Source organism: Alkalibacterium putridalgicola, assembly GCF_900109825.1.
GTDB lineage: Bacteria > Bacillota > Bacilli > Lactobacillales > Carnobacteriaceae_A > Alkalibacterium > Alkalibacterium putridalgicola.
Genome location: NZ_FOBL01000024.1, coordinates 1 through 22,740 on the forward strand (window position 1 = coordinate 1; position 22,740 = coordinate 22,740).

Sequence of the window (22,740 nt, forward strand, 5' to 3'; positions counted from 1 at the left end):
GCTGGAGGAACTGGTCTCTAAACCGATATTGCGACCACTTCCTGAAGAAAAGCTGGAGGAACTGGTCTCTAAACCGATATTGCGACCACTTCCTGGAGAAAAACTGTATGAACTGGTCTCTAAACCGATATTGCGACCACTTCCTGGAGAAAAGCTGTATGAACTGGTCTCTAAACCGATATTGCGCCCACTTCCTTGAGAAAAGCTGTAGGAACTGGTCTCTAAACCGATATTGCGCCCACTTCCTTGAGAAAAGCTGTAGGAACTGGTCTCTAAACCGATATTGTGACCACTTCCTTGAGAAAAACTGTAGGAACTGGTCGCTAAATCACTGCTGGATGAACGCGTTGACTTGACTGCACATAGAAAAAAGGCTGGGACTTTTCTGTCCCAGCCTTTTTGTCAATTGTTTTACAGAAGTGCACTCTAATAATGATCCGGCTTTATTTTCGCTCAGCCCCTTATATCTTCAGCAGTTATCGTATAGGGGATACGATAAAAGCCAGGGAACTAAGCATTTTTGGTCGACTGCTCGTTTCGCAGTGAAGTTAACTGGTATCCGTTCATATTTGATGAGGTGCTCTCGCATCCACATTCGGAAGTGCCGGGTACATATTCAGCATTTCTATCAGTACACTTTGTTCATTATCTGTCAACTGCTGCGAGGAGTCTACGGGACCATAATACGCCCGGTCGGCCAGTCGGCTGAAGTGATCAAGGGACTGTTTATGATGGGGTGCAAAAGGTTTCCAGTCATTCATGTACATCTGTACCGTCTGTCCCGGTTTAGGCTTGTGTTTCATGTAATAGAGTCGAAGTATAAGCCTTGAAGCCTGCTTAAGAGAAAGTATGTCTTTGCTGATCAGGAATCTCGGCAGCCAGAGGACTAAATGCCATCTGAAGACTGCAATAACACTAACTGTAATGCCAATAAACAGAAATGCCGGATAGAAAACAGCTGACCATCTTTCGGTCGCTGACTGATCAGCAGAGGATGCGGTCTCATCAGATTCGGTGAGCCCTTCTCCTGCATCCGGCGATTCTTCTTCTAAGCTATCGCCGCCCGGTTCCTCTGTTTCCAATGGCTCAGGTTCAGTATCTTCGATGTCCATAACGTCTGAATCGTCATCGAAGCTATACGTCTCGCCCCTGATACTTGCAACATCTTCCTCGTTCGTCACCGGGTTCGCAAAAGAAGGACTCGGTTCAAAAGGGACCCAGCCATAGCTCGGGAAAAAAACTTCCGGCCAGGAGTGAGCGTTGCTGTTATCGACGAGAAAATAGGGGTCACTGTTGTCGTTTTCGATAAGCGAGCCGGGCGTGAACCCTTTCGTCCAGCGCGTGGGTATGCCGAGCGAACGCAGCATGACAGCCATTGATGTAGAAAAGTTGTCGCAGTAGCCGACTTGAGATTCAAATAAAAAGTGATCCACATAATCGCTGTCTTCGGGGGTCCTTTCCACATCGAGCAGACTGTAGCGGTAACCGCCCTCTTCTTTGAGATAAGTTTCTACTGCACGAACGATTTCATATTCATCTTCCAGACCTGCTGTTATTTCCTGGGCAAGGTCCCCGACACGCGAAGGCAGGCCGGCAGGCAGCTGGAGTTCATCTTCGAACCAGGAAGCGATGATCTCGTCGCTTTCCATTTCCTGAACGGATGCGTCGTCAGCTAATGCTTCTTTATAGGAAGCCGCGAGTTCTTCACGCCAGCCGTCATCTATACGCAAAGCTTCCTCGTCGAACCGGGTAGGAAACGTTCTGTCATAGGTCAGGAGATAGTCATCCGGGACATCTTCTTCACTTTGCACAGTAAAGTAATCATTTTTGTCATCCAGCTGCACTGTGACCTCGCCGTCTTCGGCTGAGTTGAAATCGAGTTCGAGCCAGCCGTAGGGGTAGGCGAGATACGACAGGTTTTCGAACCATGCAAGTCGTATGGTAGAAATATCTTCCTGTTCAGGCATATCCCGGCGCTGTTCCATTGTGAGGCTGCCATTTTCCCATGCGGTATACGGGATGGGAAGGGTCCTTTGTGAATCCGTCGCCTCACTGTTCCAGCCTAAACCGTTATACGTTGTCCGGTGCATCACTTTCCAGTAATTCGGACGTTGAGTATAGGCCCGGAAGACGGGAGAGAAATCCTGATGCAGCCGTCCGCCGAGTCTGTCTGTGCCGGTCCCCATTCCAGTCCGTCGGAACCCGAGTCCGGTCGCATTGCTGTTGATCCACTCAAAGAATCCGCGCTGATCCAGCTCTTTCTGGTAAGCGTTGGATTTTGTTTCGACCCATTGCTGGCTTTTTTCCAGTCCATCAAGACTGAAGTAGGAGAGACCGATCAGGAGAAAGATCGATGTATACGTAAACAGCAAAGTATAGGATACAGTCTGCCAGCGGGATTTAATGTCGATTTGAGATAAGGCTACGAGTGAAAAAGCTGTGCCGACGAGTAAAATCAGGTAAGGCAGGACCGTCCGGGACGTAAAGGTGTGAAGGATCAGTAAGTAGACGAGTGCAGCAAAGAAAGCGGGCAAGGGCTGGTCGAAACGAAAGAGCAGATAGGCCAAAACTGACATCAGTAAAAAAAGTCCTGTCATCAAAAGCAGTACGGGTACTTCAGTCAGATTGGCTTCCAGGAGCGTCTGCCATTGTGTGAACCCTGAGTCCCACATTTCCGGCAGCCACTCTCTGATAAGAGCGTCATCTGGTGATGGGGGGAAGAGGGTGAAGATAAAAATAAAGAACAGGCCGCTCTGAATGATGAGAAACACCCATCCTTTTCTTATGAAAGCGGCAGACAGCAGTGTGAGTGTGAAAAAAAAGAAGAGAGTGAATTTTCCGGAAAGACCATTGATGGTCATCAGCAGATTCAGTATGGGCAGAAGCATTAAACTGTAAAGTACGCCGGTCAGGATGCGCTTGAATAACATGCGTTTATCCATTTTCTTGTTCACTGTCAGACTCGCCTCCTTTAATCATGGGAAGGATCTCCTCATCGATGATCTTGGCACTTTGGGAAGGATGAGCTGAGACCGGGACAGTCACTTGACTGGATTTGATGATGATTTTTTTGGAAGGGGTATTCCGGGTTTTCTCCCATAAGTGTAATAAATCGGTTTTGTTGTGTGCAGGCTGGATCGTCAGAAAGCCCGATCCCTCCTTTACTACAGTTGGTTTACCGTAAAATTCGCCCAGCAGAAAAAGGGTCACATCTTTAGTTTTTTTCAATTCCATCAAAAGACTATAGGCGATACTCAGGAGAGTCTCGAAGCTTTCGGTGTCAAAACCAAAAACATACAGATTAACCGGTGTTTCTTCTTCAGCCTCATATTCTTTCACCATCCATTGTCCTCGCTTGAGGCTGGTCTTCCAGTCGATACCTGAAAGAGCATCGCGATTCTGAAAGTCCCGGATATCTGTCATGTAGTAGTCATGATGCAGTGACCGGGATGTTTCCGTGAGATAAGAGGCTAAATAGTACATCAGTCGGTCCCGCTCGAACTTTCTTAAGACATCCGGATAGACATCTATGTTTATAGGGACGACAAGCTGCGACCGCTTCTTCCAGACACCGAACCACCCCGTTCCGACAATGTTCAGAGTAAGGGTCTCGTGATGCCCTCTGGGAAGAGTGATGGAGTGAAACTGACTTTCGATCTTTCTGGAAAAAAAGACAGCAGTGGAAGAAGAACGCAGGATGTCGTTGAACACAAGAATGATTTCTATGGAAGACAGCAGGAAAGGCTGCCGGCGTTTATTCTCGATAAAAAAATTAAAACTGAAGGTGTTGTCCTCTTTTTTCAGTTTATCAGTACGGGTCAGGTGGTAGGATTGTCGGGTCGATAGAAAGGACAAAAGAAGCCAAAGGGTAAAGGCGTATAAAATAAACCAGGAGGCAGTCGTCGGAAAAATCAGCGTATAGAGAATGACCAGAGCATATAAGAGCACGATCCAGAGAAGGCGAAAGTAACGGTATCGATTCTTCATCGTTTGTGCCTGCTCTGTTTGGGGATGACCAGTTCTCTGGTCAGCTGATCGATGAACGCATCGATTTCTTCTTTACTGTGGTGAGTCTCGAATAACAGTCTATGGCGATACAGGGGCTTCAGTATGTCTAGGATATCTTGGGGAACAACATAATCTCTACCAGCCAGCAGAGCATGAGCACGGGCAGAGGCCAAGGCAAACTGATTGCCTCTAGGACTGATCCCGAGACGTATGGCTGGATGGTTTCGTGTCAGTAAAGCCAGAGAAACGATATACTGCAGCAGACTGTCATCGACGTAAACCTGAGCGGCAGCTTCCTTTAAAGTGAGAAATTCATCCAGGGTCATCACTGGCTGCAGGATCTCCACAGCTTTCTGCTGATCGGGTGCAGCCAGCATCTGTACTTCCTGTTCAGTATCGGGATACCCCAGTGACAGCTGGAAGAGAAAACGATCCAGTTGTGCTTCGGGTAGGGGATAGGTCCCTTTATATTCGATCGGATTTTGAGTGGCGAGAACGAAAAAAGGTTCAGGCAGAGTGTGCGTTTCGCCATCTAAGGTCACCTGCTTTTCGGACATGGCTTCAAGCATCGCTGCCTGTGTGCGCGGCGAGGTCCGGTTGATCTCATCGGCAAGCAGCAGCTGATTGAAGATGGGACCTTTTCTAAAATTGAATGCAGTCCCCTCGGCATTCGGCACAGAGAAACCGATAATGTCTGAAGGAATGAGATCGGGTGTAAACTGAATGCGGGCAAAGTCAGCATCCAGACACTTGGCGATGGTGCGTATCAGTAGTGTTTTCCCAACGCCTGGAATATCCTCGAACAGGATATGTCCGCCAGCCAGCATAGCAACAATGGTCAGACGGGTCACGTCTTTCTTGCCGATGACGATGCTGTCTACGGTATCGATGAGCGTATGCAGCTTTTCGATAGATAAGTGTGTCTTCTGAAATAAAGCCATGTCGGTCCCTCCTTTATATGGATTTCTATGATCGTGGTCCAAACGGCACAACAGACCAGAGTTTTGTCTTCGTTAATATAATTGTATAGAGATTATTGAAATAACTCAACGATTTAGCAAGAGCGCCCAGTAAAAGTGCAAGCAGAGTGTGATTTTACTGTTCATTGACAAGAATTGTCAGCGATCCGGTCTGGAGGTCAATTAGGTATTAAATATATTATAGAAGAAACAGAAAAAATCGGGAGAGGATACCACGAGTTTGAATGGATACAAGAAAATGGAAAGTAAATGAAAGAGCAAAAGTTTCAGAAATAAAAATAAATGGATTAAATGGATTATTTTAAAAAAAGAAAGAAAAAGACTTGATTATGTATGGTATTGTCTGTATACTTGTAAAGGTGTCTGTGGGTGACGCTCTTTTTCTGAAAAAAACGCATGCCGTCAAGGTTTTGCCTGGATTTCAGAGGGTAGGGTCATTCATGGAGCCGAGGCTAGGAAGCGAGAGGTTGCGACACGCCCGGATGCATTGCCATGGAGGGTGGTTGGAAAATTTTCGTGGAGCTAGGTTTATTTCTTAAATAAGCGAAGGAGGGAAAATCATGGCAAAACAAAAAATTCGTATTCGTTTGAAAGCTTACGAACATCGCGTACTTGATCAATCAGCAGACAAAATTGTGGAAACAGCAAAGAGAACTGGGGCAAACGTATCTGGTCCAATCCCACTGCCAACTGAACGTAAATTATTCACTGTAATCCGTTCACCACACAAATACAAAGACTCACGCGAACAATTCGAAATGCGCACACACAAACGTTTAGTGGACATTTTGAACCCAACAGCGAAAACTGTGGATGCATTGACTAAACTTGACTTACCGTCAGGCGTAGACATTGAAATCAAACTATAATAAACAAAAATAAAAAAATTATAATAACGGAGGTGTACTCATGACCAAGGGAATCTTAGGAAGAAAAGTTGGAATGACTCAAATTTTCAGCGAAGCAGGAGAATTACTACCTGTAACAGTAATCGAAGTTCAGCCGAACGTTGTTTTACAAGTTAAAACGACTGAAACGGATGGTTACAATGCTGTTCAATTAGGGTATGAAGATAAACGTGAAGTTTTATCTAACAAACCAGCACAAGGTCATGTTAAAAAAGCTAACACGGCTCCTAAGCGCTTCATTAAGGAATTACGAGATGCTGAGCTAGGGGACGTCGAAGTTGGAAACGAAATTAAAGTAGATACATTCGCAGAAGGCGACATCGTTGATGTCACAGGAACGTCTAAAGGTAAAGGATTCCAAGGGGTTATCAAACGTCACGGCCAAAGCCGCGGACCTGAAACTCACGGATCTCGTTACCACCGTCGTCCTGGTTCAATGGGTATGGCTACTCATCCCGGACGCGTATTCAAAGGCAAAAAATTAGCTGGCCGTATGGGTGGAGATCAAGTCACTGTACAAAACCTTGAAATCGTTCGTGTCGATACAGACCGTAACGTATTACTGATCAAAGGTAATGTACCAGGTGCAAAAAAATCACTTATCCAAATACGAACTGCAGAAAAAATCAACAAGTAATAGAGTAGGAAGGGAGGACTAGCAGAATGCCAACTGTAACGTTATTTAAACAAGACGGAACGCAAAATGGTGAGGTAACATTAAACGATGCGATCTTTGGTATCGAACCAAACGAAAGTATCGTATTCGATGCGATCACTATGCAGCGTGCGTCATTAAGACAAGGAACACACGCAGTAAAAAACCGTAGTGCAGTACGAGGCGGAGGACGCAAACCATGGCGTCAAAAAGGAACAGGACGTGCGCGTCAAGGTTCTATCCGTTCACCACAATGGCGTGGAGGTGGAACAGTCTTCGGACCGACACCACGTTCATACTCATACAAATTACCAAGAAAAGTACGTCGTTTAGCTATTAAATCTGTATTGTCTGCTAAAGCAGCAGGCGATGACATCATCGTCATCGATGGTTTAAGCTTCGACGCACCGAAAACGAAAGAGTTCAGAGCTATGCTAAGCAAACTTGAAGCAAGTAAAAAAGCTTTAGTTGTCTTAGAAGATGACAATGATTTTGCAAAATTGTCTGCACGTAATATTCCAGGAGTTAAAGTTGTAGCTCCTAACAATGTATCCGTGCTAGACGTCGTTGCACATGACACACTCATCTTGACGAAGGCTGCTCTGGAAAAAGTAGAGGAGGCTCTTCAATAATGGATGCACGAGACGTCATTTTACGCCCGATCATTACAGAAGCTTCTATGTACGCTATGGACGATAAAAAGTACACATTTGAAGTGAATGTTCGCGCAAAAAAAACTAACATCAAAAAATCTGTCGAAGAACTATTCGATGTAAAAGTTGACAAAGTCAACGTAATCAACACAGCTCCTAAGCCAAAGCGCATGGGACGTTATGAAGGTCACACCAAAAAACGCAAAAAAGCGATCGTGACACTTTCAGCTGATTCAAAAGATATTGCATTGTTCGGAGACGAAGAATAAAACACACCATTTAAAATTGATTCATGAAAACTAGTTTAACAAGGAGGGGAATCACGTGGCAATTAAGACATACAAAGCTACCACAAACGGACGTCGTAACATGACAGGGTCTGATTTCGCTGAAATCACAACGTCTAAGCCTGAAAAGAGCTTATTAAGACCAAACCCTAAACGTGCCGGACGTAACAATGCTGGTAAAATCACTGTCCGTCATCAAGGCGGAGGCCACAAGCATAAATATCGTGTGATCGACTTCAAACGTCAAAAAGATGGCGTTCGCGGTATTGTAAAAACTGTTGAATATGATCCAAACCGTTCCGCTAATATCTCATTGGTACAATATGAAGATGGAACAAAAACTTACATTTTATCTCCAAAAGGAATCGAAGTAGGTTCAAGCATCTACTCAGGTACTGACGTTGATATCAAAGTAGGTAACGCCTTACCATTAACTAATATCCCTGTTGGTACGTTCGTACACAACATTGAAATGAAACCTGGCAAAGGCGGACAACTTGTTCGTTCAGCTGGAACTTCAGCTCAAGTATTAGGTAAAGAAGGCAAATATGCACTTGTACGCTTAAGCTCAGGCGAAACTCGTATGATCCTGTCAAGCTGCCGTGCAACAGTCGGTTCAGTAGGTAACGAACAGCACGAACTGATCAACATCGGTAAAGCCGGACGTAACCGCTGGAAAGGCAAACGCCCAACAGTACGTGGTTCTGTAATGAACCCTAACGATCACCCGCACGGTGGTGGTGAAGGTAGAGCCCCAATCGGCCGCCCAAGCCCAATGTCACCATGGGGTAAACCAACACTTGGTAAGAAAACACGTAAAGGTAAGAATCGTTCAGATAAACTTATCGTACGTCGTCGTAAAACTAAGAAAAAATAAGCATAACACTTAAAGAGTAAAGAGATATATTATGGGGTAAACCCGAAGAGGAGGGCAATACATGAGCCGTAGTTTGAAAAAAGGACCTTTCGTCGATGATCACTTGATGAAAAAAGTTCGCGAAATGGATGACAACAACAAACGTGTAATCAAAACTTGGTCACGTCGTTCAACTATCTTTCCGAACTTTGTAGGTTACACCATTGCCGTATATGATGGAAGAAAGCATGTGCCAGTTTATGTTCAAGAAGACATGGTTGGACACAAACTAGGTGAATTTGCACCAACAAGAACGTATCGCGGACACGGAAAAGACGACCGCACTACGAAACGTTAATAGCGAAGGGAGGATACATTCATGGCAGAAACAGTAACAGCAGCAAAAGCAACTGCTCGCATGGTTCGCATCGCACCACGTAAAACACGTATGGTCGTAGATACCATCAGAGGGAAAAGTGCTGCAGAAGCTATTTCTATCCTTCGCTTCACTAACAGAGGAGCAGCAGAAGCGGTAGAAAAAGTTTTAATGTCAGCAATTGCAAATGCTGAACACAATTACGATATGGATATCGAAGAATTAGTTGTAAGCGAAGCCTATGTAAATGAAGGAGCAACCTTAAAAAGGTTCCGCCCTCGTGCGAAAGGTGCAGCTTCACGTATAAACAAACGAACAAGCCACATTACTGTAGTGGTAACAGAGAAGAAGGAGGGGTAATCAGTGGGACAAAAAGTAAATCCTCATGGTATGCGTGTCGGCGTCATCCAAGATTGGGACGCTAAATGGTACGCAGAAAAAGATTTTGCAGATAAATTACATGAAGACCTTGCTGTTCGTGAGTACATTGCTGAAAAACTAAGTGATGCCTCTGTTTCTCGTGTAGAAATCGAACGTGCAGCAAACAGAATCAACGTGTCTATTCACACTGCTAAACCAGGAATGGTTATTGGTAAAGGTGGATCAGAAGTTGATGCTTTAAGAAATGGATTAAACAACTTAACTGGCAAACGAGTACACGTGAACATCGTGGAAATCAAACGTCCAGATATGGATGCTACATTAGTAGCTAAAAGTATTGCTGAGCAATTAGAAAACCGTATTTCATTCCGTCGTGCACAAAAACAAGCGATCCAGCGCACAATGCGTTCAGGTGCTAAAGGTGTACGTACAATGGTAGCCGGTCGTCTAAACGGTGCAGACATTGCCCGTAGCGAAAGTTTTGCTGAAGGATCAGTTCCTTTGCACACGATCCGTGCAGATATCGATTACGCTAACGAAGAAGCCGATACAACTTACGGTAAAATCGGAGTTAAAGTATGGATCTACAAAGGAGAAGTTCTTCCTGAAGTTAAGGAAGCTAAGAAAGGAGGGAAATAATCAATGTTAGTACCAAAACGTGTAAAACACCGTCGCGAATTCCGTGGTAAAATGCGTGGAGAAGCAAAAGGCGGCAAAGAAATAGCTTACGGTCAGTACGGATTACAAGCAATTGACTCTGTATGGATCACAAGCAGACAAATCGAATCAGCTCGTATAGCGATGACTCGTTATATGAAACGTGGTGGGAAAGTATGGATCAAAATTTTCCCTCACAAACCAGTGTCAGCTAAAGCAATTGGTGTTCGTATGGGTTCTGGTAAAGGAGCTCCTGAGAGCTGGGTAGCCCCTGTCAAACGTGGTAAGATCATGTTTGAAATCGGCGGCGTATCTGAAGAAGTCGCTCGCGAAGCCTTGCGTTTAGCTTCACACAAACTACCGGTTAGAACTAGAGTAGTAACTCGTGAAGAAAGTGGTGACTCAAATGAAGGCTAATGAATTAAAAAGCTTATCCACTACTGAATTGATTGAAAAAGAAGCAGAATTCAAAGAAGAGCTATTTAACTTACGCTTTCAATTAGCTACTGGACAATTAGAAAACACCGCTCGTATCGGTGAGGTACGTAAAAACATCGCGCGTGTTAAAACTGTTTTGCGCCAAGCTGAAATGGCATAGTAACTAGATAGTGTAATAGCTTATTCAAAGGAGGCTAGAAAATGGCTGAACGTAACGAACGTAAAGTATATCAAGGTAAAGTGACTTCAGACAAAATGGATAAAACCATCGTTGTTGAGATCGCTACGCAGAAACAGCACCCTAAATACAAAAAACGTATTAAATACTCAACTAAATTTAAAGCACATGACGAAAACAACACTGCTAAAACTGGCGACATTGTTAAAATCATGGAAACTCGACCATTGTCTAAAGATAAACGTTTCCGTTTATTAGAAGTGGTTGAAGAATCAGTAGTTTTATAATCTAACATCCGGGGAACCGGGAGCTACACAACGATGAAGTAAACTTTATCGTGAGTTTGAAAGGAGGATCCTAACGTGATTCAAACAGAAAGTCGTATGAAAGTCGCTGACAACTCTGGAGCACGTGAAGTGCTTGTCATTAAAGTTTTAGGTGGATCAGGAGCCAAAACTGCTAACATTGGTGATGAAGTAGTTGTTACTGTAAAACATGCTACACCAGGCGGCGTTGTTAAAAAAGGGGACGTTGCTCGTGCAGTAATCGTTCGTACTAAATCTGGCGCTAGACGTCCAGATGGTTCTTATATTAAATTCGATGAAAATGCTTGTGTAATTATTCGTGAAGACAAAGCACCACGTGGAACACGTATCTTCGGACCAGTTGCTCGTGAATTACGTGAGAATGACTTTATGAGAATTGTTTCGTTAGCTCCGGAAGTTCTATAATTCCGATAAACGTCATAAGGAGGTGCGCTAGAGAATGTTTGTAAAAACAGGAGACAAAGTCAAAGTAATCGCAGGAAAAGATAAAGGCAAAGAAGGCACTATATTAGCTGCTATGCCTAAACAAAACAAAGTTATTGTTGAAGGACTCAATATCATGAAAAAACATACCCGTCCTACTGGTATGGGACAAGAAGGCGGAATTGTTGAGAAAGAAGCACCAATTCACGTTTCTAATGTTCAGTTGATCGATCCCGAAACAAATGAATCTACTCGAGTAGGTTATAAAGTTGAAGATGGCAAAAAAGTTCGCTACGCTAAAAAATCTGGCGGAGCACTTTAATCTAAAGTAGGAAAGGAGGGCATTCATTTATGACACGCCTTAAAGAAAAATATAACAGTGATGTACGACCATCATTAGTTGAAAAATTTGAATACAGTTCTGTCATGGAAGCACCAAAAGTTGAAAAAATCGTTATCAACATGGGTGTGGGTGAAGCTGTATCAAACACTAAAAACTTAGATAAAGCAGTAGAAGAGTTAACATTAATTTCTGGACAAAAACCAGTTGTCACTCGTGCGAAAAAATCTATCGCCGCATTCCGTTTACGTGAAGGTATGCCAATCGGTACGAAAGTTACACTTCGTGGCGATCGCATGTATGATTTCTTGGATAAATTAGTGACTGTTTCATTACCTCGTGTACGTGATTTCCGTGGAGTAAGCAAAAACGCTTTTGACGGACGTGGAAACTACACGCTAGGTATCAAAGAGCAGCTGATTTTCCCTGAAGTTAATTATGATGATGTAGATAAAGTTCGCGGTATGGATATTGTTATTGTTACATCAGCTAACACTGACGAAGAAGCACGTGAATTACTTGGACAAATGGGAATGCCGTTCCAGAAATAACCTAAACTACCTATTAGGAGGGTAATTGTAAAAATGGCTAAAAAATCAATGATTGCTAAAAACAAAAAACCAGCCAAGTTTTCGACACGTGAGTATACCCGCTGTGAACGTTGTGGACGCCCACATGCTGTATACCAAAAATTCAAATTATGCCGTATTTGCTTGCGTGAGCTAGCTTATAAAGGTGAAATTCCTGGCTTGAAAAAAGCAAGCTGGTAAACAAAACGAAAACTTGCCGTAAAGGAGGCTACAACGAATGGTCATGACAGATCCAATCGCAGATTTCTTAACTCGTATCCGTAACGCTAACAACGCTCGTCATACGAAAGTTGAGATCCCTGCTTCTAACTTAAAAAAAGGTATGGCCGATATCCTGAAATCAGAAGGTTTCATAAAGGATGTTGAATTTGTGGAAGATGACAAACAAGGCATCGTCCGCGTGTTCTTGAAATATGGTCAAAACAACGAACGTGTTATCACAGGTTTGAAACGTATTTCAAAACCAGGTTTGCGCGTTTACGTTAACGCAGAAGAAATGCCTAAAGTGTTGAACGGACTAGGTATCGCTCTAGTTTCTACATCCGAAGGTGTTGTAACAGACAAAACAGCTCGTGCTAAAAATATCGGGGGAGAAGTCCTCGCATACGTTTGGTAATCAGCTAAGAAAGATGAAGGAGGTGCCGGACTTTGAGCCGTATCGGAAAAATGCCGATTACGATTCCTGAAGGTGTGGAAGTAAACATCGACGGAAACGTGATCACAGTTAAAGGGAAAAACGGAGAATTGAGCCGTGAAATCAGCCCTATTATTGATGTTAAAGTTGAAGATAATCAAATGACATTTGAACGACCTGATGAATCAAAATCTAGTCGTACGATCCACGGAACAACTCGCGCTATTGTGAATAACATGGTCGAAGGTGTTACTGTCGGTTTTGAAAAAGTTCTAGAATTAAATGGTGTTGGTTACCGTGCACAAAAACAAGGTAACAAATTAGTCGTAAACGTTGGACTATCTCACCCAGTCGAGTTCGAAGCTGTTGAAGGATTAACAGTAGAAGTTCCATCTAACACTGTTATTTCTATCAAGGGCGCAAACAAAGAGCACGTTGGCGCTTTGGCTGCTAACGTTCGTTCCGTACGTCCACCAGAGCCTTATAAAGGTAAAGGGATCCGCTATAGAGGCGAAAACGTACGTCGTAAAGAAGGTAAAACAGGTAAATAATAAAATGAAAGAGAACACTATAACGATCTGTTATAACGTTCTACTTTCCTTTTATCAGGAAACCTGACTATCTCATTCACATGAGAATTTTGAATAAAGAGGTGACAATTGTGATTACAAAACCAGATAAAAACAAATTACGTCAAAAAAGACATAAACGCATTCGCAGAAATCTTTCTGGTACTGCTGAGCGCCCGCGTTTGAGTGTGTTCCGTTCGAACACAAACATCTACGCTCAATTAATTGATGATGTAGAGGGTGTAACGCTCGCAAGTGCATCTTCCTTAGATACTGACGTTTCAGGAGATTCGAAAGTTGAAGAAGCTGCTGCAGTAGGAACATTGATTGCTAAACGCGCTAAAGACAAAGACATTTCAGTCGTTGTTTTTGACCGTGGCGGATATCAATACCACGGACGTGTCAAAGCATTAGCAGACGCAGCTCGTGAAAACGGACTATCATTCTAAAGAAAAGGAGGAATAACAGTATATGACAACTCATATTGATGCATCTAAATTAGATATTGAAGATCGCGTAGTTGAAATCAACCGTGTAACTAAAGTTGTTAAAGGTGGACGTCGTTTACGTTTTGCTGCATTAGTCGTAGTAGGAGACAGAAACGGTCACGTTGGTTTTGGTACAGGTAAGGCGCAAGAAGTACCAGAAGCGATCCGTAAAGCGATCGAAGCTGCTAAAACCAATTTAGTAGAAGTGCCGATCGTTGGTACTACATTGCCACATAAAGTAATTGGTCGTCACGGCGGCGGTAACATCATCTTGAAACCTGCTACAGCTGGTTCTGGAGTTTCTGCTGGTGGTCCAGTACGTGCGATTTTAGAATTAGCCGGCGTACAAGACGTTTCTTCTAAGTCTGTTGGATCTAGTTCACCAATCAACATGATTCGTGCAACGATCGATGGAATCAACCAAATGAAACGTGTAGAAGACGTAGCAAAACTTCGCGGGAAATCTGTAGAAGAATTACTTGGATAAGGAGAGATGACACAATGGCAAACTTGGAAATAACATTAAAACGTAGTTTAATTGGTCGTCCTCAAAGACAACATCAAGTAGTTAAATCATTAGGTCTGAGAAAAACCAACTCTTCAGTTGTAAGACCTGATAATGAAGCAGTGCGAGGAGCAATTAAACATATCGCTCATTTAGTAGACGTTAAAGAAGTCTAATGAGCAAAGAGTCTAACTAAAGGAGGTGCCAAGATTTATGAAACTTCATGAATTAAAACCCGCAGAAGGATCACGTAAATCACGAAACCGTGTAGGTCGTGGATCTTCTTCTGGTAACGGAAAAACATCCGGTCGTGGACAAAAAGGACAAAAAGCGCGTTCAGGTGGTGGAACACGTTTAGGTTTCGAAGGTGGACAAACACCATTATTCCAAACTTTACCAAAACGTGGATTTACAAACTACAACCGTAAAGAATTCGACATTGTCAATTTAGACACATTAAACCGATTTGAAGAAGGTACAGAAGTTACTCCAGACGTATTAGTCAAAGCAGGAGTAATCAAAAACAAGAAATCCGGTGTTAAGGTTTTGGCGAAAGGAAACATCGATCACAAACTTACTGTGAAAGCTAACAAGTTTTCTTCAGCAGCTAAAGAAGCGATCGAAGCTGCCGGTGGATCAGTAGAGGTGATCTAAGAATGATCGAGCTGATTAAAGGTGTGATCAAAGAAAAAGATGTGCGTAGTCGTGTGCTGTTCACTCTTGGGATCCTAGTCGTCTTTCGTCTTGGTACACATTTGACTGTACCGGGCGTCGACGCTGACTCTCTGGGTGATCTATCCAGTACTGGATTATTCAACTTATTAGATACGTTTGGTGGTGGAGCCCTGAGCAGCTATTCAATATTTGCTTTAGGTGTTTCACCTTACATTACGTCTTCTATCGTCATTCAGCTCCTGCAGATGGATGTCATTCCTAAATTCAAGGAATGGGCAGATCAGGGAGAAGTCGGACGACGCAAGTTGAATCAGGCCACACGCTATTTAACGATTTTCTTAGCATTTTTCCAGGCTATCGGTATTTCTTATGGATTCAACGCATTGACAGGTTTAGGACTGGTCCGTAATCCTGGTCCGGCAACATATATTACGATTGCGATCATACTGACAGCAGGAACGATGCTCGTCATGTGGCTGGGAGAAATGATCACCGTTCACGGTTTCGGGAACGGCGTCTCATTTATAATCTTTTCCGGTATCGTCGCTCGTTTTCCTCAGGACATTGCACAATTTTATAACACACAGATCCGAAACGCCGGCGATGAGGTCGTCAGTGCCTGGATCCTTGCGATAACAATTGTCGTTGTGTTCGTGTTACTTGTGTTACTTGTAACTTTTGTGGAAAATGCCAAGCGTAATATCCCTGTTCGCTATTCTAAACGTGCAAGCACAACGAAAGACAGTGCTGTTTTACCATTAAAAGTGAACTCGGCTGGCGTTATTCCAGTTATCTTCGCTAGTTCGTTCCTCATGACGCCACAGATCATCCTGGGTTATTTTGCTCAGGGGAATCAGAATGAAGGCTGGTACCAGGTATTGAACAGTGTGTTCAATCTCCAGGAACCTATGGGTGCTGTACTTTATACAGTACTGATCGTCTTGTTCACGTATTTCTATGCATTCATTCAGGTCAACCCTGAAAAGGCTGCTGAAAATCTACAGAAACAAAACGGCTACATTCCGAGTATTCGTCCGGGACGAGCAACCGAAGAATATATTGGGTATATGCTTATTCGTTTAAGTACAGTGGGAGCCATTTATTTAGGAACCATTTCATTGCTTCCGATTATAGCTTCTGCTTTATACAATCTGCCTGGTTCTCTTGCATTAGGAGGTACAAGCTTGCTCATCGTAGTTGGTGTGGCGCTTGACTCTATGCGACAACTGGAAGGATTGCTGAGCAAGAAGAGTTACCAAGGTTTCATTCAGCACTCATAAGCAGTTTTTGAAAATTGAATTAAGACGATTTGCCCGGATGTCATTTTGGCAGAGGTGGGTAAATCGATCTTTTTTCCATTTATGCTGATGAACTAAGTGAACGAAAAAAGGAGGAAGCATAATGAATTTGATCCTATTAGGTCTTCCTGGAGCTGGAAAAGGGACGCAGGCTTCGCGTATTTCGGAAAGATATAATATTCCGCATATTTCTACCGGAGATATGTTTCGTGCAGCTATGAAGAATAAGACAGCTCTTGGCTTGAAAGCAAAACAGTATATGGACGAAGGCGAACTGGTTCCTGATGATGTAACAAACGGGATCGTTAAAGAACGTCTTCAGCAAGATGATGCAAAAAGAGGATTTCTGCTTGATGGATATCCACGCACATTGAATCAGGCTCAAGCGCTGCAGCAGGCCTTGGCTTCTACAAACAGAAGACTGGATCACGTGCTGTACATCAAAGTACCTAAAGATATTTTGATGGAACGATTGACTGGACGATTCATGTGTTCAAATTGTGGTGCGACCTATCACAAAGTGTATTCCCCACCTAAAGTGGAAGGCACCTGCGATAAGTGCGGCTCACATGATTTCTATCAGAGAGAAGATGACAAGCCGGAAACGGTTGAGAATCGTATCAACGTGAATGAAGAACAAACGGAAAAACTTGCCAAACACTACAGTGATTTAGGCCTCGTTAGAGAAATCGACGGGAAACAAAGTCCGAAACAAGTTTTCCAGGACATTGTGGACATACTAAACTAAGAAGTCCGATGTTTTATGATGAATCCTTGCAATGATCATGTATGCATGATATAATAGTACGAGCGTCAAAAAGCAATAAACCAAACGACTATTATAGCATAAATTAAAGTGAGGCTTTAGGCTTTCACTCTATTCATGCGTACTGAAGTGAGATATCAAAGGAGGAAACCAGGCGTGGCAAAAGACGATGTTATAGAGATTGAAGGAACCGTCCTAGAAACGTTACCAAATGCAATGTTTAAAGTAGAACTTGAAAATGGTCACGAAATTCTAGCACACGTTTCTGGCAAAATTCGTATGAATTACATCCGGATTCTGCCTGGGGATAAGGTAACGGTTGAAATGTCTCCATATGATTTAACACGTGGACGCATTACGTATCGATTTAAATAAACTTAGGACTCCGAAGAAATCAAGGAGGGAAAGTTCATGAAGGTAAGACCATCAGTCAAAAAAATGTGTGACAAGTGTAAAGTGATCCGTCGTAATGGCCGTGTAATGGTTATATGCGAAAATCCTAAACACAAACAACGTCAAGGATAATTTTATAACAACAGGAGGTGCATAGACATGGCTCGTATAGCAGGTGTAGATATTCCACGTGACAAACATATCGTCATTTCATTAACTTATATTTATGGAATCGGTAAAACTACAGCTCAAGAAATTTTAGCAGCTGCAGGAGTTCCAGAAGAAACTCGTGTCCGTGAATTAACAAACGATCAATTAGATGCAGTCCGTGCTGAAGTAGATAAACGTAAAATCGAAGGAGATCTTCGTCGTGAAGTTCGTCAGAACATCAAACGTTTAATCGAAATTGGATCATACCGTGGCATCCGTCACCGTCGTGGTTTACCAGTACGTGGACAAAACACGAAAAACAACGCGCGTACGCGTAAAGGCAAAGCAGTCGCTATTGCCGGCAAGAAAAAATAATTACCTAAAGTTAGGAGGTCAATCTTCGAATGGCTAAAGTAAAAAGACCCGCTCGTAATCGTAAACGTAGAGTGAAAAAGAATATCGAACACGGAGTAGCACATATCCGTTCAACATTCAACAATACAATCGTAATGATAACAGACGCACACGGGAATGCAATTTCTTGGTCTTCTGCAGGCTCACTAGGGTTCAGAGGATCTCGTAAATCAACTCCTTTTGCTGCTCAAATGGCTGCTGAAGCTGCTGCTAAAGGCGGAATGGAAAACGGTATGAAGACTGTCGAGGTTTCTGTTAAAGGACCTGGATCTGGTCGTGAAGCTGCGATCCGTTCACTACAGGCTACAGGATTAGAAGTCACTGCAATTCGTGACGTAACACCGGTACCACATAACGGTTGCCGTCCTCCAAAACGTCGTCGCGTATAATAGATACTATTAACGAGATCGTTTTTGGGATAGCGTGGATTAACGTTTTGAAAGGGGTAAACGGATTATATGATCGAAATTGAAAAGCCGGTAATAGAAACAGTTGAGATCAGTGAAGATGGAAAATTCGGTAAGTTTGTCGTCGAACCGCTTGAACGTGGTTACGGGACAACGCTAGGAAATTCCCTGCGTCGAATTCTTTTGTCATCTTTGCCAGGTGCTGCCGTCACAACTTTACAGATCGATGGTGTTCTGCATGAATTCACTGCGATTGATGGTGTGGTTGAAGACGTCACTGCCATCATTTTAAACTTGAAAAAGCTCGCACTTAAATTGTATTCTGAAGAAACAAAAACCATTGAAATCGATATTGAAGGGCCAGCTACTGTTACAGCGGCAGATATTATCTTCGACAGTGATGTTGAAATAATGAACCCTGATTTATATATTTGTACAGTCTCTGAAGGCGGACACTTGCATGCTCGCATGGAAGCGCAAAAAGGCAGAGGTTATGTACGTGCTGAACACAACAAACACGATGATATGCCGATTGGTGTTATGCCGGTTGATTCGATATATACCCCGATCAGCCGTGTGAATTACCATGTCGAAAATACACGTGTTGGAGAAAAAGAACAATATGACAAGTTAACGCTTGACGTCTGGACAGACGGATCGATTTCTCCAGAAGACGGTGTCAGTCTTGCCGCAAAAATCATGACTGAACACTTGAACATTTTTGTTAACCTGACAGAAGAAGCGCGTGAAGCAGAGATAATGGTCGAAAAAGAAGAAACACAAATGGAAAAAATGCTTGAGATGACAATCGAAGAGCTGGATCTGTCTGTGCGCTCTTATAACTGCTTGAAACGTGCCGGAATAAACACTGTTCAGGAATTAACGAATAAAACAGAACCAGAAATGATGAAGGTCCGCAACTTAGGACGTAAATCACTGGAAGAAGTAAAACTAAAACTTGGCGAGCTTGATTTAGGCTTACGCGAAGAAGAATAATTTGTAGTTAAGGGAGGATTTCGACCAATGGCTTATCGTAAATTAGGACGTGTCAGTTCTCAACGTAAAGCAATGCTTCGTGATTTAACATCTGATTTGTTGATCAACGAACGTATTATTACAACTGTGACTCGTGCAAAAGAAGTTTCTTCAATTGCAGACAAAATGATCACATTAGGTAAACGTGGAGATTTACACGCTCGTCGTCAAGCTGCTGCTTTTGTACGTAACGAACTGGCAACTGTATCAGAAACTGAAGACGAAATCGTAGTACAAACGGTATTACAAAAATTATTTAACGACATTGCTCCTCGTTTTGCAGAACGCAATGGAGGATACACTCGTGTCTTGAAAATGGGACCTCGTCGTGGTGACGGTGCTCCAATGGCTGTTTTGGAATTAGTAGAAAAAACAGCAGTTTCAAGCGATGAAGACGCTGAATAATTAGAGTTTAATAGACTATAACCAAAACCACTTTTGGATGTATGATGAGCGTTATGATGATGGAATGTTTTTTTCCAAGTGTCTAGCTCAGTTTCTCCTGGGGATGTCCTCAGGAGAAACACCATATATCGTAAAGTGTTTTTTTATTAGCTTGACCTTTCATTACATAGAAGGACCACTCGAACGTATTCATAAAATTTCTGACTGTCTGAATCTAAAAGTTTCATAATTGTAAAGGGATACAAGCCGTTTTACTATTGTTATGCCAGGGTGTTTTTGGTAATCTTGTACTGTTGAGTAACTGTCAAGACACCTTGATGACTACTTAAAAATAAGGCTTGAGACTGAATAAAAAAGTTGAGGTAAATCATGACTGAAATCATACGTTTAGATAATATAACTTATAAATATGATGATGAAGATCAGCGTCCTGCTTTACAGGATGTTTCTTTTTCTGTAAACTGGGGCGAATGGGTCGCTATCATTGGTCCCAACGGTTCCGGAAAATCCACGCTGGCAAAAACCATCAATGGCCTGATCGAACCGGACAGCGGTGAAGTCGAAGTCGGCGGCCTGATGCTCAATGAGAAGAACGTCTGGTCCATCCGTGAAATGGTCGGGATGGTTTTTCAGAATCCCGATAACCAGTTTGTCGGGTCGACGGTCCAGGATGACGTGGCCTTCGGTCTGGAAAATCTTGGTATACCACGAGATGAGATGATCGAACGTGTCAGGAATGCACTGGAAAAAGTTAATATGCTGGAATTCGCTGAACGGGAACCCGCCCGTCTTTCCGGTGGCCAGAAGCAGCGTGTGGCCATAGCCGGTATCGTGGCTTTGCGTCCGGCTATCATGATCCTTGACGAAGCGACGAGTATGCTTGATCCGCAGGGCCGTGAAGAAGTCCTGCGCACTGTGAAGGAAGTAAAGGAAGAAGAAAACCTGTCCGTGCTGTCGATCACACATGATATCGATGAAGCAGCTGCTGCGACACGTATCTTAGTGATGAGAGATGGACAGATGATCCAGGAAGGCTCTCCTGAAAGCATCTTTTCCTATGGAGAGCAGCTGGTCGAAATGGGTCTGGATCTGCCTTTCCCTGAGCGTCTGAAGGCTTCACTGAAAAAACAGGGTCTCAACGTCCCGCACGATTATTTAACTGAAGAAGGGATGGTGGACTGGTTATGGACATCCGTTTCCAAGATGTAGGGTATACCTACCAGAAAGGTACACCATTTGAAAGTAAAGCAATCTATGACATCGATTTGTCCATCAAGGACGGGTCATTTACCGCAATCGTCGGGCATACCGGCAGCGGCAAGTCGACGGTGCTTCAGCATTTGAATGCCTTGAAGAAACCGACAGAAGGCACGGTAACGATCGGAGACCGTGTCATCACGAATCTGTCGGAAAACAAGGGACTGAAATCACTGCGTAAAAAAGTGGGGATCGTCTTTCAGTTTCCTGAAGCTCAGCTGTTTGAAGAAACAGTCGGCAAAGACATTGCTTTTGGTCCCAAAAACTTTGGTATGTCTGAAGAAGAAGGCCTTGAAAAAGCCCGCGAACTGCTGCCCTTAGTGGGACTGGACGAGACCTTCATGGAGCGTTCACCCTTCGATCTATCCGGAGGCCAGATGAGACGTGTCGCGATCGCGGGCGTCCTGGCTCTGGAGCCTGAGGTGCTGGTTTTAGATGAACCGACAGCCGGGCTGGATCCGCAGGGACGCAAAGAAGTCATGAACATGTTCCATAGTTTATATAAAAACAAAGGTCTGACGATCGTACTTGTCACGCACCAGATGGATGACGTCGCTGAATATGCCGATCACATGATCGTGCTGGAAAAAGGGACAGTCATGAAAGAAGGTCATCCCAGAGAAATATTCAAAGAAGCCGGCTGGCTGGCAAGCATGCAGCTCGGTGTCCCGTCTACCGTGAAATTCGCGCATGAACTGGAAGAGAAGTTCGAGTGGACATTCGATCCACTGCCTCTGACGACGGATGAACTGGCTGCACAGATCATCGAGAAACTCCCGACTAGAGGGGGGGCATCTGTATGATGGATAAACTGATTTTCGGACGCTACATTCCCGGTGATTCTCTGATCCACAGACTGGATCCGCGAACGAAACTTTTAGGTGCTATCTGGTTCATCATTATCATCTTTTTGGCGAACAACTGGTTATCTTATGTCGTACTGATCGCTTTCGTGCTGACAGCTGTAAAACTTTCTGAAATCAATCCGAAGTTCTTTATCAATGGAGTGAAACCGCTCATCTGGCTGATCCTGTTTACGGTCATCCTCCAGATCCTCTTTACGAGTGGACAGACGATCTGGTTCCGATTCGGACCGGTCGTCATCTCGCAGGAAGGCGTACTGAACGGGGTCTTCATCTTCTTCCGTTTCGTCCTCATCATTTTCATGTCGACGATCCTGACACTGACAACGATGCCGCTCTCGCTGACAGATGCGATAGAATTTCTTTTGCGTCCATTTGCGGCTATTAAAGTACCGGTGCATGAAATCGCGCTGATGCTGTCGATCGCTTTACGTTTCGTTCCGACATTGATGGATGAGACCGAGAAGATCATGAACGCCCAGCGTGCACGGGGGATCGATTTTGGTGAAGGCAACATTTATGAACAGATGAAATCGATCGTTCCACTGCTGATCCCGCTGTTCGTCAGCTCTTTCAACAGGGCTGAAGAACTTGCGACTGCTATGGAAGCCCGAGGCTACAAAGGCGGCGAAGGCCGTACGAAATTCCGTAAACTGTCCTGGGAAGGCCGGGATACAACGGTTATGATTGCTTTTGCTGTACTTTCCGGTGTATTATTTGTATTAAGAACATAATGTGGAAGGATAAAGATGAGAATCTTTATCCTTTTTCCTATATATTGGAAGGAAGATACGCGTCTGCTGACGTGTATCCGCATGATGAAGA

The 22,740-nt window shown here is 43.6% G+C and carries 36 protein-coding genes; 33 read left to right on the forward strand and 3 right to left on the reverse strand.

The window, feature by feature from the left end:
• Nucleotides 1-199 (forward strand): hypothetical protein (locus tag BMX84_RS12520; protein ID WP_177165519.1); only part of this gene is annotated, 199 nt, incomplete at its 5' end.
• Nucleotides 200-563: 364 nt separating this feature from the next.
• Here the strand turns inward: BMX84_RS12520 and BMX84_RS08415 are convergent.
• The 3 genes from BMX84_RS08415 to BMX84_RS08425 are packed head-to-tail and all read right to left on the reverse strand — an operon-like array spanning nucleotide 564 to nucleotide 4,949.
• Complete coding sequence (locus tag BMX84_RS08415; protein ID WP_143058700.1) at nucleotides 564-2,954, reverse strand: transglutaminase-like domain-containing protein; 2,391 nt, start codon at nucleotides 2,952-2,954, stop codon at nucleotides 564-566.
• The gene (locus BMX84_RS08420; protein ID WP_091488847.1) at nucleotides 2,935-3,987 is read right to left on the reverse strand and encodes a DUF58 domain-containing protein; all 1,053 of its coding nucleotides are present in this window, start codon (nucleotides 3,985-3,987) and stop codon (nucleotides 2,935-2,937) included. Before BMX84_RS08420 ends, BMX84_RS08415 begins: the two co-directional genes overlap by 20 nt.
• Nucleotides 3,984-4,949 carry an AAA family ATPase gene (locus BMX84_RS08425; protein WP_091488849.1) on the reverse strand — a complete coding sequence of 322 codons (966 nt, stop codon included), beginning with the start codon at nucleotides 4,947-4,949 and terminating at the stop codon, nucleotides 3,984-3,986. The genes BMX84_RS08420 and BMX84_RS08425 overlap by 4 nt, the downstream gene beginning before the upstream one ends.
• 599 nt (nucleotides 4,950-5,548) lie before the next feature.
• Here BMX84_RS08425 and rpsJ point away from each other — a divergent pair.
• From rpsJ to BMX84_RS08585, 32 genes are all read left to right on the forward strand, one after another.
• Nucleotides 5,549-5,857: a 30S ribosomal protein S10 gene (rpsJ, locus tag BMX84_RS08430; protein WP_091488850.1), complete on the forward strand. Its 309-nt coding sequence runs from the start codon at nucleotides 5,549-5,551 to the stop codon at nucleotides 5,855-5,857.
• Nucleotides 5,858-5,897: 40 nt separating this feature from the next.
• Nucleotides 5,898-6,533 carry a 50S ribosomal protein L3 gene (rplC, locus tag BMX84_RS08435; RefSeq protein WP_091488852.1) on the forward strand — a complete coding sequence of 212 codons (636 nt, stop codon included), beginning with the start codon at nucleotides 5,898-5,900 and terminating at the stop codon, nucleotides 6,531-6,533.
• A gap of 26 nt (nucleotides 6,534-6,559) precedes the next feature.
• Nucleotides 6,560-7,183 carry a 50S ribosomal protein L4 gene (gene rplD, locus BMX84_RS08440; protein WP_091488854.1) on the forward strand — a complete coding sequence of 208 codons (624 nt, stop codon included), beginning with the start codon at nucleotides 6,560-6,562 and terminating at the stop codon, nucleotides 7,181-7,183.
• A complete protein-coding gene (gene rplW, locus BMX84_RS08445; RefSeq protein ID WP_091488855.1) occupies nucleotides 7,183-7,473 on the forward strand; it encodes a 50S ribosomal protein L23 in 291 nt (96 codons plus the stop codon). Before rplD ends, rplW begins: the two co-directional genes overlap by 1 nt.
• Nucleotides 7,474-7,528: 55 nt before the next feature.
• Nucleotides 7,529-8,368, forward strand: coding sequence for a 50S ribosomal protein L2 (gene rplB / locus BMX84_RS08450; protein WP_091488857.1), 840 nt, complete (start codon nucleotides 7,529-7,531; stop codon nucleotides 8,366-8,368).
• A 61-nt stretch (nucleotides 8,369-8,429) separates the two neighbouring features.
• On the forward strand, nucleotides 8,430-8,705 hold the full coding sequence (rpsS, locus tag BMX84_RS08455) for a 30S ribosomal protein S19 (RefSeq protein WP_091488859.1): 276 nt from the start codon (nucleotides 8,430-8,432) through the stop codon (nucleotides 8,703-8,705).
• 21 nt (nucleotides 8,706-8,726) lie between these two features.
• Nucleotides 8,727-9,083, forward strand: a complete 357-nt coding sequence (rplV, locus tag BMX84_RS08460; RefSeq protein ID WP_091488861.1) for a 50S ribosomal protein L22 — start codon at nucleotides 8,727-8,729, stop codon at nucleotides 9,081-9,083.
• Nucleotides 9,084-9,086: 3 nt separating this feature from the next.
• Nucleotides 9,087-9,743, forward strand: a complete 657-nt coding sequence (rpsC, locus tag BMX84_RS08465) for a 30S ribosomal protein S3 (RefSeq protein WP_091488862.1) — start codon at nucleotides 9,087-9,089, stop codon at nucleotides 9,741-9,743.
• Nucleotides 9,744-9,746: 3 nt separating this feature from the next.
• On the forward strand, nucleotides 9,747-10,178 hold the full coding sequence (gene rplP / locus BMX84_RS08470) for a 50S ribosomal protein L16 (protein ID WP_091488864.1): 432 nt from the start codon (nucleotides 9,747-9,749) through the stop codon (nucleotides 10,176-10,178).
• Nucleotides 10,168-10,359 (forward strand): 50S ribosomal protein L29, encoded by a 192-nt coding sequence (gene rpmC / locus BMX84_RS08475; RefSeq protein WP_091488866.1) that lies wholly within the window; start codon nucleotides 10,168-10,170, stop codon nucleotides 10,357-10,359. The genes rplP and rpmC overlap by 11 nt, the downstream gene beginning before the upstream one ends.
• A 41-nt stretch (nucleotides 10,360-10,400) precedes the next feature.
• A complete protein-coding gene (rpsQ, locus tag BMX84_RS08480; RefSeq protein ID WP_091488868.1) occupies nucleotides 10,401-10,664 on the forward strand; it encodes a 30S ribosomal protein S17 in 264 nt (87 codons plus the stop codon).
• A 75-nt stretch (nucleotides 10,665-10,739) separates the two neighbouring features.
• Nucleotides 10,740-11,108, forward strand: coding sequence for a 50S ribosomal protein L14 (rplN, locus tag BMX84_RS08485; protein WP_091488870.1), 369 nt, complete (start codon nucleotides 10,740-10,742; stop codon nucleotides 11,106-11,108).
• 34 nt (nucleotides 11,109-11,142) lie between these two features.
• Nucleotides 11,143-11,448, forward strand: a complete 306-nt coding sequence (rplX, locus tag BMX84_RS08490) for a 50S ribosomal protein L24 (protein ID WP_091488872.1) — start codon at nucleotides 11,143-11,145, stop codon at nucleotides 11,446-11,448.
• A 29-nt stretch (nucleotides 11,449-11,477) separates the two neighbouring features.
• Nucleotides 11,478-12,017: a 50S ribosomal protein L5 gene (gene rplE, locus BMX84_RS08495; protein WP_091488874.1), complete on the forward strand. Its 540-nt coding sequence runs from the start codon at nucleotides 11,478-11,480 to the stop codon at nucleotides 12,015-12,017.
• 33 nt (nucleotides 12,018-12,050) lie between these two features.
• Nucleotides 12,051-12,236, forward strand: coding sequence for a type Z 30S ribosomal protein S14 (locus BMX84_RS08500; protein ID WP_091488876.1), 186 nt, complete (start codon nucleotides 12,051-12,053; stop codon nucleotides 12,234-12,236).
• A gap of 37 nt (nucleotides 12,237-12,273) precedes the next feature.
• Nucleotides 12,274-12,672, forward strand: a complete 399-nt coding sequence (rpsH, locus tag BMX84_RS08505) for a 30S ribosomal protein S8 (RefSeq protein ID WP_091488877.1) — start codon at nucleotides 12,274-12,276, stop codon at nucleotides 12,670-12,672.
• A gap of 32 nt (nucleotides 12,673-12,704) precedes the next feature.
• Nucleotides 12,705-13,241 carry a 50S ribosomal protein L6 gene (gene rplF / locus BMX84_RS08510; RefSeq protein WP_091488879.1) on the forward strand — a complete coding sequence of 179 codons (537 nt, stop codon included), beginning with the start codon at nucleotides 12,705-12,707 and terminating at the stop codon, nucleotides 13,239-13,241.
• A gap of 101 nt (nucleotides 13,242-13,342) precedes the next feature.
• On the forward strand, nucleotides 13,343-13,708 hold the full coding sequence (gene rplR, locus BMX84_RS08515; protein ID WP_091488927.1) for a 50S ribosomal protein L18: 366 nt from the start codon (nucleotides 13,343-13,345) through the stop codon (nucleotides 13,706-13,708).
• Nucleotides 13,709-13,730: 22 nt separating this feature from the next.
• Nucleotides 13,731-14,234 carry a 30S ribosomal protein S5 gene (gene rpsE / locus BMX84_RS08520; RefSeq protein ID WP_091488881.1) on the forward strand — a complete coding sequence of 168 codons (504 nt, stop codon included), beginning with the start codon at nucleotides 13,731-13,733 and terminating at the stop codon, nucleotides 14,232-14,234.
• A 14-nt stretch (nucleotides 14,235-14,248) separates the two neighbouring features.
• Complete coding sequence (gene rpmD / locus BMX84_RS08525; protein WP_091488883.1) at nucleotides 14,249-14,428, forward strand: 50S ribosomal protein L30; 180 nt, start codon at nucleotides 14,249-14,251, stop codon at nucleotides 14,426-14,428.
• 37 nt (nucleotides 14,429-14,465) lie between these two features.
• Nucleotides 14,466-14,906, forward strand: coding sequence for a 50S ribosomal protein L15 (gene rplO / locus BMX84_RS08530; protein WP_091488884.1), 441 nt, complete (start codon nucleotides 14,466-14,468; stop codon nucleotides 14,904-14,906).
• A 2-nt stretch (nucleotides 14,907-14,908) separates the two neighbouring features.
• The gene (secY, locus tag BMX84_RS08535) at nucleotides 14,909-16,207 is read left to right on the forward strand and encodes a preprotein translocase subunit SecY (RefSeq protein WP_091488886.1); all 1,299 of its coding nucleotides are present in this window, start codon (nucleotides 14,909-14,911) and stop codon (nucleotides 16,205-16,207) included.
• Nucleotides 16,208-16,328: 121 nt separating this feature from the next.
• Nucleotides 16,329-16,973: an adenylate kinase gene (locus BMX84_RS08540; RefSeq protein ID WP_091488887.1), complete on the forward strand. Its 645-nt coding sequence runs from the start codon at nucleotides 16,329-16,331 to the stop codon at nucleotides 16,971-16,973.
• Nucleotides 16,974-17,147: 174 nt separating this feature from the next.
• Nucleotides 17,148-17,366, forward strand: a complete 219-nt coding sequence (gene infA / locus BMX84_RS08545) for a translation initiation factor IF-1 (RefSeq protein ID WP_034299926.1) — start codon at nucleotides 17,148-17,150, stop codon at nucleotides 17,364-17,366.
• Between the two features lie 36 nt (nucleotides 17,367-17,402).
• Nucleotides 17,403-17,516 (forward strand): 50S ribosomal protein L36, encoded by a 114-nt coding sequence (gene rpmJ / locus BMX84_RS08550; RefSeq protein ID WP_034299928.1) that lies wholly within the window; start codon nucleotides 17,403-17,405, stop codon nucleotides 17,514-17,516.
• Between the two features lie 27 nt (nucleotides 17,517-17,543).
• Nucleotides 17,544-17,909 (forward strand): 30S ribosomal protein S13, encoded by a 366-nt coding sequence (gene rpsM / locus BMX84_RS08555; protein WP_091488895.1) that lies wholly within the window; start codon nucleotides 17,544-17,546, stop codon nucleotides 17,907-17,909.
• A 29-nt stretch (nucleotides 17,910-17,938) separates the two neighbouring features.
• A complete protein-coding gene (gene rpsK, locus BMX84_RS08560) occupies nucleotides 17,939-18,337 on the forward strand; it encodes a 30S ribosomal protein S11 (protein ID WP_091488897.1) in 399 nt (132 codons plus the stop codon).
• Between the two features lie 69 nt (nucleotides 18,338-18,406).
• Nucleotides 18,407-19,351 (forward strand): DNA-directed RNA polymerase subunit alpha, encoded by a 945-nt coding sequence (locus BMX84_RS08565; RefSeq protein WP_091488898.1) that lies wholly within the window; start codon nucleotides 18,407-18,409, stop codon nucleotides 19,349-19,351.
• A 27-nt stretch (nucleotides 19,352-19,378) separates the two neighbouring features.
• Nucleotides 19,379-19,795 (forward strand): 50S ribosomal protein L17, encoded by a 417-nt coding sequence (gene rplQ / locus BMX84_RS08570; RefSeq protein WP_091488900.1) that lies wholly within the window; start codon nucleotides 19,379-19,381, stop codon nucleotides 19,793-19,795.
• A 369-nt stretch (nucleotides 19,796-20,164) separates the two neighbouring features.
• Nucleotides 20,165-21,004, forward strand: coding sequence for an energy-coupling factor ABC transporter ATP-binding protein (locus tag BMX84_RS08575; RefSeq protein WP_091488902.1), 840 nt, complete (start codon nucleotides 20,165-20,167; stop codon nucleotides 21,002-21,004).
• A complete protein-coding gene (locus tag BMX84_RS08580; RefSeq protein WP_091488903.1) occupies nucleotides 20,980-21,855 on the forward strand; it encodes an energy-coupling factor ABC transporter ATP-binding protein in 876 nt (291 codons plus the stop codon). The genes BMX84_RS08575 and BMX84_RS08580 overlap by 25 nt, the downstream gene beginning before the upstream one ends.
• On the forward strand, nucleotides 21,852-22,649 hold the full coding sequence (locus BMX84_RS08585) for an energy-coupling factor transporter transmembrane component T family protein (RefSeq protein WP_091488905.1): 798 nt from the start codon (nucleotides 21,852-21,854) through the stop codon (nucleotides 22,647-22,649). The genes BMX84_RS08580 and BMX84_RS08585 overlap by 4 nt, the downstream gene beginning before the upstream one ends.
• Nucleotides 22,650-22,740 lie beyond the last annotated feature (91 nt).